13 protein-coding genes and 1 tRNA gene are annotated in these 15283 nt (G+C 59.8%); 4 read left to right on the top strand and 10 right to left on the bottom strand.

Annotation, left to right across the window (positions count from 1 at the left end):
- Positions 1–17 precede the first annotated feature (17 nt).
- Positions 18–782 carry a FadR/GntR family transcriptional regulator gene (locus tag JJB09_RS05515; protein ID WP_201654384.1) on the bottom strand — a complete coding sequence of 255 codons (765 nt, stop codon included), beginning with the start codon at positions 780–782 and terminating at the stop codon, positions 18–20.
- 218 nt (positions 783–1000) lie between these two features.
- Between JJB09_RS05515 and JJB09_RS05520 the strand changes: the two genes are divergently transcribed.
- The 3 genes from JJB09_RS05520 to araH all read left to right on the top strand — a co-directional run bounded on the left by JJB09_RS05520 (position 1001) and on the right by araH (position 4517).
- Entirely contained in the window at positions 1001–1984 is a 984-nt protein-coding gene (locus tag JJB09_RS05520) for an arabinose ABC transporter substrate-binding protein (protein WP_201654387.1), read from the top strand.
- Positions 1985–2049: 65 nt separating this feature from the next.
- Positions 2050–3555 (top strand): L-arabinose ABC transporter ATP-binding protein AraG, encoded by a 1506-nt coding sequence (gene araG / locus JJB09_RS05525; RefSeq protein ID WP_201654392.1) that lies wholly within the window; start codon positions 2050–2052, stop codon positions 3553–3555.
- Between the two features lie 11 nt (positions 3556–3566).
- Positions 3567–4517, top strand: a complete 951-nt coding sequence (araH, locus tag JJB09_RS05530) for an L-arabinose ABC transporter permease AraH (protein WP_201654395.1) — start codon at positions 3567–3569, stop codon at positions 4515–4517.
- Between the two features lie 341 nt (positions 4518–4858).
- Here araH and JJB09_RS05535 read toward each other — a convergent pair.
- Positions 4859–4934 (bottom strand) — tRNA-Thr (locus JJB09_RS05535).
- 157 nt (positions 4935–5091) lie between these two features.
- Positions 5092–6051: an NAD(P)H-dependent flavin oxidoreductase gene (locus tag JJB09_RS05540; RefSeq protein WP_201654398.1), complete on the bottom strand. Its 960-nt coding sequence runs from the start codon at positions 6049–6051 to the stop codon at positions 5092–5094.
- Positions 6052–6292: 241 nt separating this feature from the next.
- Between JJB09_RS05540 and JJB09_RS05545 the strand changes: the two genes are divergently transcribed.
- Positions 6293–7573 carry a hypothetical protein gene (locus JJB09_RS05545; RefSeq protein WP_201654401.1) on the top strand — a complete coding sequence of 427 codons (1281 nt, stop codon included), beginning with the start codon at positions 6293–6295 and terminating at the stop codon, positions 7571–7573.
- Between the two features lie 21 nt (positions 7574–7594).
- Here JJB09_RS05545 and phoB read toward each other — a convergent pair whose 3' ends face one another.
- From phoB to phoR, 7 genes are all read right to left on the bottom strand, one after another.
- Complete coding sequence (gene phoB / locus JJB09_RS05550; protein WP_201654404.1) at positions 7595–8278, bottom strand: phosphate regulon transcriptional regulator PhoB; 684 nt, start codon at positions 8276–8278, stop codon at positions 7595–7597.
- Positions 8279–8342: 64 nt separating this feature from the next.
- On the bottom strand, positions 8343–9056 hold the full coding sequence (gene phoU / locus JJB09_RS05555; protein ID WP_201654407.1) for a phosphate signaling complex protein PhoU: 714 nt from the start codon (positions 9054–9056) through the stop codon (positions 8343–8345).
- A gap of 39 nt (positions 9057–9095) precedes the next feature.
- Complete coding sequence (gene pstB, locus JJB09_RS05560; RefSeq protein WP_201654410.1) at positions 9096–9914, bottom strand: phosphate ABC transporter ATP-binding protein PstB; 819 nt, start codon at positions 9912–9914, stop codon at positions 9096–9098.
- A 12-nt stretch (positions 9915–9926) separates the two neighbouring features.
- Complete coding sequence (pstA, locus tag JJB09_RS05565) at positions 9927–11243, bottom strand: phosphate ABC transporter permease PstA (RefSeq protein WP_201654413.1); 1317 nt, start codon at positions 11241–11243, stop codon at positions 9927–9929.
- A complete protein-coding gene (gene pstC, locus JJB09_RS05570; protein WP_201654416.1) occupies positions 11240–12718 on the bottom strand; it encodes a phosphate ABC transporter permease subunit PstC in 1479 nt (492 codons plus the stop codon). Before pstC ends, pstA begins: the two co-directional genes overlap by 4 nt.
- A gap of 85 nt (positions 12719–12803) precedes the next feature.
- A complete protein-coding gene (locus tag JJB09_RS05575) occupies positions 12804–13838 on the bottom strand; it encodes a PstS family phosphate ABC transporter substrate-binding protein (protein WP_201654419.1) in 1035 nt (344 codons plus the stop codon).
- Positions 13839–14030: 192 nt separating this feature from the next.
- Entirely contained in the window at positions 14031–15257 is a 1227-nt protein-coding gene (gene phoR / locus JJB09_RS05580) for a phosphate regulon sensor histidine kinase PhoR (RefSeq protein WP_201654423.1), read from the bottom strand.
- Between the last annotated feature and the right edge of the window lie 26 nt (positions 15258–15283).

Genomic DNA, 15283 nt, shown 5'->3' on the forward strand with positions numbered 1-15283 from the left:
CCGCTTTTCCGTATGTGTTACGGATCGATCGCCGTCGCGCCGCCAAGCGCCTTCTGCGCCACTGTGATGTCGCGGGCGGCCAGATCGAGCATCTTGTTCGAACAGGCCCGGGCTCCCTCCTTGTCGCGCATGCGCAGGGCCTCGACCAGTTCGCCATGCAGTACCACTGCCTCCTCGCGGTTTTCGACGGCGACGTTGGAGGCATGCAGGGTGTATTTCAACGCTGCGTGGATCGCGCTGGAGAGCCGGCGAAAGACCTGGTTGTGGCTCGCAGCGAGCAATACCGAGTGATATTGCACGTCGGCTTCGGTAAACTTCTCCGGATCGTTGGCGGCAGCCTGCATCTGGCGCCATGCGCGGTCGAGGTCAGCCAGTTCCTGTACCGTTGCGCGCTCGGCAGCGTATTCTGCGGCAACCGGCTCCACTGCACGGCGTGCTTCGAGAATGCAGCCGAGCAGGTCGAAGTTGCGAATGTCGGGGCCCATCCACTCGAGGACATCGGCATCAAGGATGTTCCAGTCGTCCTTGTCGCAAACCGTGGTGCCGATCTTCGGCTTGCCACGGATCAATCCCTTGGACTCCAGGACCTTGATCGATTCACGGATAACGGTACGGCTCACCCCATAGAGGTCGCAAAGGTCGCTTTCACGCGGCAGCGGCTGCCCTGCCGGGTAGCGGTCCGCAAAGATCTCCTGCGCAATCGCGGCGGTGACATTTCGCCGAACCCGCGGCCTTCGCTCCACCGTCGCCCTCCCTGTTTCATGGTCTTCGACCGCTTGCAACTTGCACCTCTTTGCATGGCCATCCGGCTTTCGAATCTCGTCCTGTCGAGTTCGATCCACCTTATGACATTCCTCCCAATACGTCGCGTCGACGTTTGAAATACTCTTTTATCGGAAGGATCATACATTGGCAATTGACGTGTATGATGATTTGAAATATTTCATTAGACACTGCCAGGGAGGCAGTTGCTCGTTTAGTGACTTAGGGAGAGAGAGACATGCGCTTGTTCCGCGCCGCCATCCTGGCTGGCACCGTCGCCGTTATGGCCGCCAGTTCCGCATTTGCCGCCGACGTGAAGATCGGCTTCATCGTAAAGCAGCCCGAAGAACCCTGGTTCCAGGACGAATGGAAATTCGCCGAGCAGGCCGGCAAGGAAAAAGGCTTTACCGTCGTCAAGATTGGCGCCGAAGACGGCGAAAAGGTTCAATCGGCGATCGATAATCTGGGCGCCCAGGGCGCGCAGGGCTTCATCATCTGCACCCCCGACGTCAAGCTTGGCCCCGGCATCGTGGCCAAGGCCGAAGCCAATCAGCTGAAGATGATGACTGTTGATGACAGGCTGGTGGGCGCTGATGGCCAGCCGATGGCAGACGTTCCGCACATGGGCATTTCCGCCACCAAGATCGGCGAAACTGTCGGCCAAGCGATTGTCGATGAAATGAAGAAGCGCGGCTGGGACATGAAGAATGTCGGTGCGATCCGCGTCTCCTATGACTCGTTGCCGACCGCCGTGGACCGCGTCGAGGGTGCGATTTCGGTACTCAAGGCGGCCGGGTTCCCGGCCGACAACATCTATGATGCGCCGCAGTCCAAGACGGATACCGAAGCAGCCCTCAACGCCTCGACGACCGTTCTGAACAAGCATGCTGATGTGAAGTACTGGATTGCCTTCGGTCTGAACGATGAAGCGGCGCTCGGTGCTGTTCGCGCATCGGAGTCGGTCGGCATCCCGGCAGAGAACGTCATTGCCGTCGGAATCGGTGGCGCGGAATCGGCAATCAACGAGTTCAAGAAAGCTGACGCGACCGGCTTCTACGGCACCGTGATCATCTCGCCGAAGCGTCATGGCTACGAAACGGCGATGAACATGTATAACTGGATCGCCGAAGGCAAGGAGCCGGAAAAGGTGACCCTGACCTCTGGTTCGCTCGCACTGCGCGGCGATTACGAGAAGGTTCGCAAGGATCTCGGCATCGAGTAACCTTCTGGCCAATGACTATCCCCGGTGGCGGCTGATGTCGCCTCCGGGCTTCGGGCGGGGGGATCATGGCATTTCTTGAATTCAATCACATTTCCAAGGGTTACCCCGGCGTCCAGGCTTTGAAGGACGTTTCCTTCGGGGTCACCAAGGGTGCCGTACACGGCCTCATGGGCGAAAACGGGGCCGGCAAATCAACGCTGATCCGCGTGCTGTCGGGCGACCAGTCCGCCGACGAGGGCGCTATCTTCATCGACGGCGTCGAGCAGAAATATGCATCCGTGCGCGACGCCTTTCACGCTGGCGTGATCGTCATCCACCAGGAATTGCAGCTGGTGCCGGAACTGACGGTCGCAGAGAATCTGTGGCTCGGACGATTTCCGGCCAAGGGCGGGGTCATCAGCGGCCGCTTGCTCCTTGAGACCGTCAAGCAGAGACTTGACGACATCGGCATAGATGTCGATCCGAACGCCAAGGTCGCAACGCTTTCGATTGGCGAGCGGCAGATGGTGGAAATCGCCAAAGCCGTCATGCTGGACGCACGCGTGATCGCGCTCGACGAACCGACCTCATCGCTCTCGTCGCGCGAAAGCGAGATCCTGTTTGCCTTGATCGACAAGCTGAAGGCGAAGGGTACGGTCATTCTCTATGTCTCGCACCGCCTTGACGAGATTTTCCGGCTTTGCGACAGCCTGACGGTTCTGCGCGACGGCAAGCTCGCCGCCCACCATCCAGCCATCGCCGACGTGACCCGCGAGCAGATCATCTCCGAAATGGTCGGCCGCGAAATCAGCGATATCTGGAACTGGCGTGCACGTCCGCTCGGCGACGTCAGGCTCGACGTGAAGAATCTGGCCGGAGCCAGCCTTCCCACGCCAATCAGCTTTTCAGTTCGTCGTGGCGAAATTCTCGGCTTCTTCGGCCTGATCGGGGCCGGGCGCAGCGAGATGGCACGGCTGCTTTATGGTGCCGATCATCGGAGCCAGGGTTCTGTCAGCATCGATGGCGTTGCAATCGCCCCCAGCAGTCCCGGAGCAGCCATCCATGCCGGCATGGTGCTTTGCCCGGAGGACCGCAAGCATGACGGCATCATCCAAGGCCGTTCGATCGAGGAAAATATCGCCATTTCCTCGCGCCGGCATTTTTCGCCGTTCGGAATACTGAGCCTCAGGAAGGAAGCCGCACTTGCGGACCAGTTCATTGCCAAGCTGAGGGTAAGAACGCCCTCGCGCAAGCAGGACATCATCAACCTCTCTGGTGGCAATCAGCAGAAGGTCATTCTCGGCCGCTGGCTGTCCGAACAGGGGATCAAGGTACTGGTGATCGATGAGCCGACACGCGGAATCGATGTCGGTGCCAAGTCGGAAATCTATGAGATCCTCTTTGAACTGGCCGCCGATGGCATGGCGATCGTGATGATTTCCAGCGAGCTTCCGGAGGTCATGGGAATCTCCGACCGTATCATCGTCATGTGTGGCGGCAGCGTCGCCGCGACAGTCGAGCGCAGCAATTTCAACGAGCACAGCATTCTGACCGCGGCGCTGCCCGACAAGAATGCGGCCGGCAACGTCTAGGATCGATAGCAATGAATTCGTTGAAAAAACTCTTTCTCGGCGAGCAGGGGCTGGTGGTGATCTTCGCGGCCGCCTTCGTGATCGTCTCGATCCTCGTGCCGAACTTTCTTACTGAGCGCAATATGCTCGGGCTTCTACAGTCCGTCGTGACGATCGGTATCGTGTCCTGCACGATGATGTTCTGTCTCGCTTCGCGGGATTTCGACCTTTCGGTCGGCTCGACCGTGGCTTTTTCGGGCATGATTGCGGTGATGGCCTCCAACGCCACGGGCTCGATTGTGCTCGGCCTGTTGTCGGCTGTCATCTGCGGCGGCATTGTCGGCCTGCTCAACGGGGTTATCATCGCCCGCTTCCGTATCAACGCCCTGATCACCACGCTTGCCACCATGCAGATCGTGCGCGGCCTGGCGCTGATTGCGTCGGACGGCCGCGCCGTCGGCATCAACGATCCAGCTTTCTATCAGCTGGCGCTGTCGAAGTTCCTGACCGTACCGACGCCGATCTGGGTCATGGCTGTGCTATTCATCTTCTTCGGCTTCGTGCTCAATCGCACCGTCTTCGGCAAGAACACGCTGGCGATCGGCGGCAATCCGGAGGCCTCAAGACTCGCGGGCGTCAATGTCGCCAACATGCGCATCTGGATCTTCGCACTACAAGGCCTGGTCTGCGGAATAGCCGGCATCCTGCTTGCCTCCCGCATCACGTCCGGCCAGCCGAATGCTGCGACGGGGCTCGAGCTGTCGGTGATCTCTGCCTGCGTACTCGGTGGCGTCTCGCTGGCCGGTGGCCGTGCGGCGATGAGCGGCGTGATTGTCGGGGTGCTGATCATGGGCATTGCCGAAAATGTCATGAACCTGCTTAATATCCAGGCATTCTATCAGTACGTCGTGCGCGGGCTGATCCTCCTCGTTGCCGTCCTGCTGGATAACCTCCGCTCCGCTGCGGCCGGAAGACGAAGCTAGTCCCGCATCTGCGCAATGCACAGCTTTCGGTAGGGTGAGCCGCTTCGGCGGCTCACCCCTTGCAGCACGTTGCCGCGGAATACCTTTCCATCAACTGACCCGGAACGAGGGCTCACTGAGCGGCGCCGGTTGTGCGGACGAGCTTCCCGCAGGAGCCGTTCATGCCTGGGCGATGCCGTAATTTCGGGCGCCATCAACTGCCTTGGATTCAGCTCGAAATCAGTAAATCGCTTGAGCTCTCTGGAGGTCTCGAATTTTTTGCGCTTCATACGAGTACTGGAGCGCCGAACGCCAAAACCGGCGATTCAATGCACTCACATACCATTGATTTCACAAAAAAATGGTGCCGCTTGCAGGACTCGAACCTGCGACCCCATCATTACGAATGATGTGCTCTACCACCTGAGCTAAAGCGGCAACCGTGCGCCGGCGATGCCGGGACAGCAGTTATGCGGGCGCTGATACCGAAAATGTTTCGTCTTTGCAAGTCGATATCGGAGAATTCCTCATCACAAATGCAACATTCCCAAATCGCCACCTTTGGGAACGCTCCTTGTGCTGCGCGATCGCCATGTCAGCCGCAAAGCCGGCTCCTGGCTGCCCGGTATTCCGTTTCAAGGCGACCGACCAGAACCTCGACGGGCTCCACGGCCTTGACGGCCGAAATCCCCTGCCCGCAGCCCCATATTTCCTTCCAGGCCTTCGGACCTGATTCGGTCTTGTTGAAATCCATCTTCTTCGGATCCGCTTCCGGCAGCTTCTCCGGGTCCATACCCTGGGCGACAATCGAACCCCTGAGGTAATTGCCATGAATGCCGGTGAAGTAGTTGGAGTAGACGATATCGTCGGCGCGACCCTCGACGATCATCTGCTTGTAGGCATCGGTCGCGCGGGCTTCAGGTGTGGCAATGAAGGGTGAACCGATATAGGCCATGTCAGCGCCCATCGCCTGGGCAGCGAGAATCGCGCCGCCATTGGCAATCGCACCCGACAACAGCAGCGGCCCGTCGAACCATTCGCGGATTTCCTGCACAAGTGCGAATGGCGACAACTTGCCGGCATGTCCCCCTGCCCCGGTCGCCACCGCTATCAGCCCGTCGGCACCCTTGCGAATTGCCGAATTGGCGTGGCGATTGTTGATCACATCGTGCAGCACGATGCCTCCATAGGAGTGGACTGCGTCGTTGACCTCGGGCACCGCCCCCAAAGACGAGATGACGATCGGCACCTTGTATTTGACGCACATTTCCAGATCGTGCTGCAGTCGCGTGTTGGTCGCATGGACAATCTGGTTGACGGCAAATGGCGCCGCCTTGCGATCGGGGTTTGCTCTGTCATGGGCTGCAAGCGTCTCGGTGATCTCCGCAAGCCATTCATCGAGCTGGCTTTCGGGCCGGGCGTTGAGCGCCGGAAACGAGCCGACCACACCTGCCTTGCATTGCGCAATGACGAGTTCAGGATGAGAGATGATGAACATCGGCGACGCGACAACCGGTATGCGCAGATTGTCCGCGAGAATGGAAGGCAAAGTCATGAACACTCCCTATGCAAGCCGAAATGCGGCGATCCTCGCGACGTACTATTGGGCATCGGGCAAGATTGTTCAACCTTGAATTTCCTGTGGCAACTGACCGGGGAGGTTTTTGCCGATCATGGGGATTTTGCCGGGGAGAGGTTCCATCCCGGGGCCGCCAAGCGCTTGCCAAGCAGGAAATGAAAGATTACCGAAGTATGAAATGCGGCCGCCAACAACGGCGTTACCAGGGTAGATTTTATTGAGCGGACTGGAACAGGCTATTCGAAATGCGTTGGAACGGGCCGAGCGGACCGATCCGGATATTCGTGCGCGCATCTACCAGTCCGCGCGCAATGCGCTTGATGCCGGACTGCGCAAGCAGGAAATCGTCGACGCAGACGTGATCGGTCGACAGCGGCAGCGGCTGGAGGCGACGATCCGCGCCATTGAGGTAGAGGAACTCCAACGACCGGGCAGCCTTGCGCGCGTTGACAAGGCGATCTTCGAGCCCCCCTTGGAAGAGCCGGAGGAAGACACCCATCCGGTGTTCACGTCCTCGCCCGATGTCGTTGCGATGGAGCCCGAACCCGAGCGCTCTCATCACGCGCCTGCCGCACCGTCTGTATTTCGTGACGATGCCCCCATTGCCCGGTCCAACGATCCACACGACGACGATGGCTCCCTGGGGGACATGTCCGCCACGCGTGACGGTCGCCCGAGAGGCAAGGCCCTGATAGGCGATCTGGCCGGATTGACGCGCGAGGAACGGCGCTCGTCCCGCAAACAGAAGCGGGCCCGCCATGAGGAAGAAGATCCCGCCTGGGCCGATCCATCGACCCCCGCGGGCAAAAGCGTTCCAGCCGCAAAGCGCTCGCGTCGCCGCCGGCGCGGTTCCTTCCTGGTGTCGCTGTTCGTCTATTCCGTGCTTGTGGGCGTGGTCGCTGTCGGTGTCTGGTGGGTCTATGCGACAGGTATGCTCGATGCAGCGCTCAAGGGAAGCAGCGAATTCGATCTCGTGCCGAAGGAACTGAAGGGTGAAGACTTCGAGCCACAGCGCAAACAGACCCGCCTTGACCCGCTGCGTGGATTTTCGGGCGACTGGGTGGATATCTACAAGCCGAACGGAACGTCCGGGGTCACGCCGCGCTCATCGGCAACCGTGACGGCCGCCAACGACAGCGATGGCGCCGCAGTCAGCATCGCCTCCAATGCACCTGATCAGGATGGCGAGGTTCTGATCGAGGTCCCCGCCAGCATCCTGCAGGAGCTGGCCGGCAAGACATCGACACTCGCCGTCACCCTGCGCGCCGATGGCGACAAGCCCTCGCAAATCTACATCCAGTGCGAGTTCACGACGCTGGGCGATTGCGGCCGCCATCGTTTCACCGTTTCCAACGAACGAGTGGACGAGCTGATCCAGATGAAATTCGACGGCAAGCTTGGCCCGACCGAGCCGGGCCACATCGTCATCAACAGCGACCTGACCGGCCAGGGCCGCGCCATCCGGCTTTATGGCGTCCGCGTACTGCCCGGCTCCTGACGCAGCCGTCGGGACGCACTGTCAGACTTCCATGGCGTAGCCGGCGCCCCGCACCGTGCGGATGACATCCGGCATGGTCGAAAGATTGAGCGCCTTCCTCAGGCGCCCGACATGCACGTCGACGGTCCGTTCATCGACGTAAATGTCGTGCCCCCAGACGCCATCGAGCAACTGCGAGCGCGAGAAAACGCGGCCGGGCGAGGCCATGAAGAATTCCAGTAACTTGAACTCGGTCGGCCCGAGGCGGATCTCGCGCGAGCGGCGGTGGACCCGATAGGTTTCCCGATCGAGTTCGACATCGCCGCATTTGAGCAGCGACGAGATCGCATTCGGCCGCACGCGGCGCAGCATCGCCTTGACCCGCGCCATCAGCTCCGGCGTCGAGAATGGCTTGACCACGTAGTCGTCGGCGCCTGTGGACAGGCCACGCACCCGTTCACTTTCCTCGCCGCGCGCCGTCAGCATGATGACCGGCAACCTCTCGGTCTCGGGACGCATACGCAGGCGACGGCAAAGTTCGATTCCGGAAACACCCGGCAGCATCCAGTCGAGCAACAGAAGATCGGGAACCCGTTCCTGCAAGCGGATGTCCGCCTCGTCGCCGCGTGGGATCACTTCGACTTCATAGCCTTCGGCTTCGAGATTGTAGCTGAGCAGAGTACCCAGCGCTTCTTCATCTTCGACAACCATAATCCTTGGCTGCATTTAATAGTCGCTCCATTTCGATGGACATCCGCGCGCTTGGGAGGACGCGCGGATGTTCGATGGTTTATTCGGCGGGCTGCACCACGGTCGCGGTATTGTCGTCCTTCGGACGTTCGCCCGCGGGCTGCTCGCCGGTCTTCATGTAGTAAATGGTTTCGGCGATGTTCGTGGCATGATCGCCGATGCGCTCGATGTTCTTGGCGCAAAACAGCAGATGCGTGCAGGGCGTGATGTTGCGCGGATCTTCCATCATATATGTCAGCATCTCGCGAAACAGCGAGGTGTACATCGCGTCGATCTCTTCGTCCCGGCGGCGGATCGCCTCGGCCTTTTCCGCCGAGCGCGTGGAATAGACGTCCAGCACATCCTTGAGCTGGGAAAGAGCGAGTTCCGCAAGATGCTCGATGCCGCGGGCCAGCGGCCGGGGAATGCCAGAGCTCTGCACCGCGATGACGCGCTTGGCATTCGACTTGCCGAGGTCGCCAACGCGCTCGAGGTCGGCGGCGATACGAAGCGAGCCGATGATTTCGCGCAGGTCCGACGCAACAGGCTGGCGCTTGGCGATCATCAAGATTGCGCTGTCGCCGATGTCACGCTCGGTTTTATCGACCAGGACGTCCTGGGAGATCACCCGCTGCGCCAAAGCCGCATCGGAGGTGACGAGTGCGCGGATCGAGTCCGAGACCATCTGCTCGGCCATGCCGCCCATTTCGGCGATGCCGCGGGCAAGGTGTTTCAGCTCGTCGTCGAATACGGAATAGATATGTGATGTAACCATGACAGGAACTCCAGGCCCGCAAGAGCAGGCGAAATATGATCAACCAAAACGGCCCATGATGTAATCCTGGGTGCGCTGGTCATCCGGATTGGTGAAAATCTTGTCGGTATCGTTTTCCTCGACGAGATAGCCGAGGTGGAACATGGCGGTGCGCTGGGAAACGCGCGCCGCCTGCTGCATCGAGTGGGTGACGATCACAATCGTGAAGTTCTCGCGAAGTTCATGGATTAGTTCCTCGACCTTCGCGGTTGCGATGGGATCGAGTGCCGAGCAGGGTTCGTCCATCAGGATGACTTCTGGGCTGACAGCAACCGCGCGGGCGATGCACAGGCGCTGCTGCTGGCCGCCGGACAAACCGGTGCCCGGCTCATGCAAGCGATCCTTTACCTCATTCCACAAGCCGGCGCGCTGCAGGCTCGATTCGACGATCTGGTCGAGCTGGGCCTTGTTGCGGGCAAGACCGTGGATGCGGGGACCATAAGATACGTTCTCATAGATCGACTTCGGGAAGGGATTGGGCTTCTGGAACACCATGCCGACGCGGGCGCGCAGTTCCACCACGTCGAGGTTGGGCAGGTAGATATCCTGGCCGTCAAGTGTGATCTTGCCGGTAACCCGGCAACCGTCGATCGTGTCGTTCATGCGGTTGAGGCTACGCAGGAATGTCGACTTGCCGCAACCGGACGGACCGATGAGCGCGGTCACGGTGTTCTTGCGGACATTGAGATTGACATCGTAGAGCGCACGCTTCTCGCCGTAATAGACGGATACGTCCTTGCCGACCATTTTCAATTCGGGTTGGGTGCTCATGGTTTTCTGCAGTGCCTTTTCGACTTCGATATCTGTAACCATATTCATTGGAACATCTCCTTACCAGCGGCGCTCGAAGCGCCGGCGCAACAGAATGGCGCCAAGGTTCATGATGATGAGAAACGCGAGCAGGATGATGATGGCACCCGAGGTCCGCTCGACGAATGCGCGCTCAGCCTCGTTGGCCCACATGTAGATCTGCACCGGAAGCGCGGTGGCGGGATCAAACGGGGTGGCGGGATAGTTGACCACGAAGGCTACCATGCCGATCAACAGCAGCGGCGCAGTCTCGCCGAGCGCATTTGCGAGACCGATGATGGTGCCCGTCAGGATGCCCGGCATGGCGAGCGGCAGCACGTGGTGGGTCACCGTCTGCATCTTCGACGCGCCAAGCCCGAGCGCTGCCGCGCGGATCGACGGCGGAACCGCCTTCAGAGCGGCACGCGTCGCGATGATGATCGTCGGCAAGGTCATCAGCGCCAGGACAAAGCCGCCGACGATGGAGGCCGAGCGCGGCATGCCGATGAAATTGATGAAAATCGACAGTCCCAGCAGACCGTAAACAATCGACGGAACGGCGGCGAGGTTGTTGATGTTGACCTCGATCAGATCGGTCCAGCGGTTCTTCGGGGCGAATTCCTCGAGGTAGATCGAGGCGGCAACTCCGATCGGCAAGGCAAGCGCCAGCACGATCAGCATCGTATAGATCGAGCCGATGATGGCCACGCCGAGACCTGCCGCTTCCGGTCGGCTGGACGCGCCTGCGGTGAAGAATGCCGGATTGAAGTGGGTCTTGAGTGCGCCCGCCTCGACAAGCTTGTTCATGACCGCGACCTGGGCATCGTTGACCTTGCGGTCGGCCTGGGGAACGGTCAGGTCGATCTGTCCCTTGTGCGCAGAGTCGATGTTGGCCGAAGCCAGGAACGTGACCGGCACCGTCTTGCCGATCAGCTCTGGATTGGCGATGACCATGTCGCGCAACTGGGCACGCACGCCGTCGGAGACGAAGCCCTTGAGCTTGGCGAGCGCCGGCTTGTCGGAGAGATCGATGCCGGCAGCCTTCGCTACCGCATCACGCGCCAGGACCGGATAATTGGCGGTGACCAGCAGTTTTGGATTTTCTGCCCGTTTTCCGGTCGGGTCGATGACCTTTTCGGAGAACTCCACGGGGACTGTGATCATCGTCTGAAAAAACGCGGTGTAGCCCTTGGAGACGATAGATGTCAGCAGGACCACCAGAAAGAACAGGCCCAGCGTGATGGCGACGACGCCATAGGCGCGGAAGCGTTTCTCCGCTGCGCGCCGACGCTTGATGCCGATGTCGCGCTTGTCCTGGCCGGCCACAATGCCGGCCGGATTGAAGATAGCGTCGGTCATTCGTACTGCTCCCGGTACTTGCGGACGATGTAGAGGGCGTAGATGTTGAGTGCCAGCGTGATCACAAAGAGCGTGATGCCCAACGCGAAGGCCACCAGCGTCTGCGGAGAGTTGAATTCCAGATCGCCTGTCAGCTGATTGACGATCTTGACGGTAATCGTGGTCATTGGCTGGAAGGGCGAGAACTGCAGGTTTGCAGCGACACCCGCCGCAAGCACGACGATCATGGTTTCGCCGATAGCGCGGGATGCGGTCAGCAGGAGCGCTCCCATGATGCCAGGCAGTGCTGCCGGCAGGATGACGCGCTTCATGGTTTCGGAGCGCGTCGCGCCGAGACCGAGCGAACCGTCACGCATCGCCCTCGGAACCGCCGTGATGATATCGTCGGACAATGACGAGACGAACGGAATCAGACGGATGCTCATGACAAAACCCGCCACCAGGACGCTCTGCGCCTCGATGAAATTGGTGTGGTTGCCGGTGAGCGCGCCCCAGAGGCTGGCGGAGAAGTCGCGGAACAACGGGCCGATGGTGATAAGGGCAAAGAAGCCGTAGACGATCGTCGGAATGCCGGCGAGGATCTCCAGCAACGGCTTTACAATGGAGCGCACCCTCCGAGAGGCATACTCCGCCATATAGATGGCTGCAAACAGACCGATCGGCACCGCGATCAGCATGGCGACAAGCGCGATATAGAGCGTGCCGAGCAGCAGCGGAATGAGGCCAAACTGGCCGACCGAGTTGCCGTCGGTCGAGAAACGCGGATCCCAAACCGTTCCGAAGAAGAAATTGAGCGGCGAGACGACACTGAAGAAGTGGTATGTTTCCGTGACCAGCGAACCGATGATGCCGAACGTGGTCAGGATGGCGATGGTCGACGAGATGACCAGTGCGGACAGCATGATCGTCTCGACCCGGTTGCGGGCCCGATAGGTCTGCGAGACACGCGACAGGGCGAAATAGGCGCCGGCCAAAGCAACCGAGATCGAAACCAGCCCGACGATCAGGCTGGTCGTGCCAGCCATGTTCATGAGATGCTGGGCAGCATCGACCATGTAAGGCTGCGGTTGCTGCGCGAGCGGGACGCCCTTGCTGCCGAGCACTGCCTTGAGTTGGGTAATGTCTGAACTCACGGTGGCCGTTTCGGCCGGTGTCATCCTGGCCAGGCCGTCGGCGATCGCCGATACCATCTGGTAGGCGACGTTCTGCTCGCTCTGCGGCTTGGCAAGTACCTCTGCCGGCAGCGAAGAACGGATGGAGTTCTCGACGACGCCAGCGCCGATCACCAGACCGGCGATCAGGACCAGCGACGCTGGAAGAATGGAAAGTATGGCGGCATAGGAGCCGAAATAAACGGGCCGGGAATGAAGCTTGCGAATATCGCCATCGACGACAGCCGCGGCCCTGGCACGCGCCAGAAAATACGCTGCCAAGCCAATGACCAGTATAGTGAGGAAAGTAAGGGCGCTACCCATTTGTAGATCCTGACCTCGGGCGTCATGCCCATGAAATTCATAAAGGAAAGCCGGCGGACATCAGCCCGCCGGCTCCGTGGAACAGTTACATGTTCTTCCAGGACGTGACGGCGGCGCGGATTTCTTCGCGTTCGGCATCCGGAGCCGGGATCAGGCCGTATTCGGCAAGCGGAGAATCCGGGCCGATCATCTGGTCGGAGGTGAAGAACTCGACGTATTCCTTGAGGCCGGGAACGGCTTCAAGATGTGCCTTCTTCACGTAGAAGAACAGCGGACGCGAAACCGGGTACTCGCCCTTGGCGACGGTTTCGACGCTCGGGGTCACGCCGCCGACGGTGGCGACCTTCAGCTTGTCGGCGTTGTTTTCATAGAAAGACAGGCCAAATACGCCGACAGCCTTCTTGTTGGCGTCGATGCGAGCAAGGGTCTCGGAATAATCGCCATCGATATCGACTGCCTTGCCGTCCTTGCGGACTGCCTTGCACTTCTTTTCGGCGTCCTTCTCGTTGATCCCCGACTTGGTCATCAACTCAAGTGCGCCAACCTTCTTGCAGCCGGCGATGAGGAGCTTTTCCTCGAAAACTTCGCGGGTGCCATGCTTTTCGCCAGGGATGAAGGCCTGGATGTCGAGATCCGCGAACTTGGCGTTGACGGTCTTCCAGTTGACGTTCGGGTTGGCAGCCATCTTGCCATCGACAGGAACTTCAGCAGCAAGCGCGAGGTAGACATCGGCCGGGTCCAACGCGAAGTCCGGAGCGGACTTGTCGAGCGCGAAGACGATGCCGTCGTAGCCGATCTTGACTTCGGTGATGTCGGTCACGCCATTGGACTTGCAGGTTTCGATCTCGGAATCCTTGATCTTGCGCGACGCGTTGGCGATGTCGATGGTTTCCGGCCCAACGCCCTTGCAGAATTCCTTCAGGCCAGCACCGGTACCACCGGATTCAACGACCGGCGCCTTGAAGTCCGGATAGGTCTCGGCGAAAGTTTCGGAGACGATCTTGGCATAGGGAAGCACGGTCGAGGAACCGGCAACGTGGATCTGCTCGGCAGCATAGGATGCGCCGGCGAAAGCGGCAGAGGCGATCAGCGCCGCCAGCGTGGATTTTACGAGTTTCATAATCTTCTCCCGTTCGGGCTGGATTTGCAGCGCCAACTGCGGCGCTTCTGGCCTTTTTTTGTCCGGCCGCACTCTCATTAGACCGCCGACACCCACGCTTTTATGTCATTTCAACGAAAGATTTGTGACAGCTTATGCATTTGAATTTATACATGTTTTCCAAATTCACCCGAAATCCGGGCTGCATTTGTGTCAAAAACGAACCGTAAAAGTACTCCCTTTGCCCATTTCCGAGCGAATATTGAGCCTTGCCCGATGACGCGTGAGGATGTGCTTGACGATCGCGAGGCCCAGCCCGGTTCCCTTCTTCGATACGCTGCTTTCGACATTGACGCGGTAGAATCGTTCCGTCAGACGCGGCACGTGATCCTCGGGAATGCCTGGCCCATGATCCGTGACACTGACCTGAACGGTTCCGTCCTCTTCCTTTGTCAGCGCCACCTCGACGAGATGACCTTCCTGTCCATATTTGCAGCCATTTTCGATCAGGTTTTCAAACACCTGGGTCAGTTCGTCCCGGTCGCCACCGACGATGATCGGCTGCGCCGGAAGCTCCCTTCGGATCTCGACGCCGAGTTTGTCGGCGAGTGGCGCCAGTGCGTCACAGACCGAACCGATAAGCGGCACAAGGTCGACTGCATCGCCCGGAGCGAGGCTGGCCTTGAGCTCCAGCCGCGACAGCGACATCAGATCGTCAACCAGGCGGCTCATCCGTGTGACCTGATCGAGCATGATGCCAAGAAACTTCACATGCGCATCGGGATCGTTGCGCGCCGGCCCCTGCAGCGTCTCGATAAATCCTCTCAGGGATGCAAGCGGCGTCCTGAGCTCATGCGAGGCATTGGCAACGAAATCAGTCCGCATTCGGTCAATGCGCCGCGCCTCTGAGATGTCACGAAAAATGAGCACGTAAAAGTCAGCCACGCCCGAAGCGCCATCGGCCTTGATGCAGCGCACCTGATAGACGCTCTCGGTGGGCAGCGTGGTGGAATATTCGACCAAGCCGTTGCGTTGGTTCGCCATAACATCCCGGATCATCTCGGTCACCACGGGTGATCGAATGCGGGCAGACAGATGCTGACCGGGATCGATCACGCCGAAGACGTGCTGCGCAGCCGGGTTCTGGTAGAGGACATTGCCCTCGATATCCAGCAGCAGTGCCGGACTGTCGAACCCCGCAAACGCCGATTTCACTTCGGCCAGCTGCACTTTTTCAGCACTATGCGGCGTGTCGGCAAAGCTCGTCTCAGCCTTCTGCGGCCTGCTTCTGACCAATACGGATGGCAAGATCGCGGCAAGCATGACGAGTGCCGCGATCCACGAATTGGTCCCGGCGGCGATCAGCGCCGCAAACCCGGCGACAGCGGCGGCTAGATTGAATTTGTATTTGGAAAGCCAGCCGAAAAATGCCTGCAGCATACCTGTCCCCAGAACTCCCACTCAGA

It is taken from the genome of Phytoamicus setariae (assembly GCF_016722925.1).
In the GTDB taxonomy this organism is placed as follows: Bacteria; Pseudomonadota; Alphaproteobacteria; order Rhizobiales; family Rhizobiaceae; genus Rhizobium_E; species Rhizobium_E setariae.

What these genes read in the sequence shown, in the direction of transcription:
- JJB09_RS05520 (WP_201654387.1), top strand. Translation starts at nt 1,001, where the DNA reads ATGCGCTTGTTCCGCGCCGCCATCCTGGCTGGCACCGTCGCCGTTATG.
- araG (WP_201654392.1), top strand. Translation starts at nt 2,050, where the DNA reads ATGGCATTTCTTGAATTCAATCACATTTCCAAGGGTTACCCCGGCGTC.
- araH (WP_201654395.1), top strand. Translation starts at nt 3,567, where the DNA reads ATGAATTCGTTGAAAAAACTCTTTCTCGGCGAGCAGGGGCTGGTGGTG.
- JJB09_RS05540 (WP_201654398.1), bottom strand. Translation starts at nt 6,051, where the DNA reads ATGACTTTGCCTTCCATTCTCGCGGACAATCTGCGCATACCGGTTGTC.
- phoB (WP_201654404.1), bottom strand. Translation starts at nt 8,278, where the DNA reads ATGCAGCCAAGGATTATGGTTGTCGAAGATGAAGAAGCGCTGGGTACT.
- phoU (WP_201654407.1), bottom strand. Translation starts at nt 9,056, where the DNA reads ATGGTTACATCACATATCTATTCCGTATTCGACGACGAGCTGAAACAC.
- pstB (WP_201654410.1), bottom strand. Translation starts at nt 9,914, where the DNA reads ATGAATATGGTTACAGATATCGAAGTCGAAAAGGCACTGCAGAAAACC.
- pstA (WP_201654413.1), bottom strand. Translation starts at nt 11,243, where the DNA reads ATGACCGACGCTATCTTCAATCCGGCCGGCATTGTGGCCGGCCAGGAC.
- pstC (WP_201654416.1), bottom strand. Translation starts at nt 12,718, where the DNA reads ATGGGTAGCGCCCTTACTTTCCTCACTATACTGGTCATTGGCTTGGCA.
- JJB09_RS05575 (WP_201654419.1), bottom strand. Translation starts at nt 13,838, where the DNA reads ATGAAACTCGTAAAATCCACGCTGGCGGCGCTGATCGCCTCTGCCGCT.
- phoR (WP_201654423.1), bottom strand. Translation starts at nt 15,257, where the DNA reads ATGCTGCAGGCATTTTTCGGCTGGCTTTCCAAATACAAATTCAATCTA.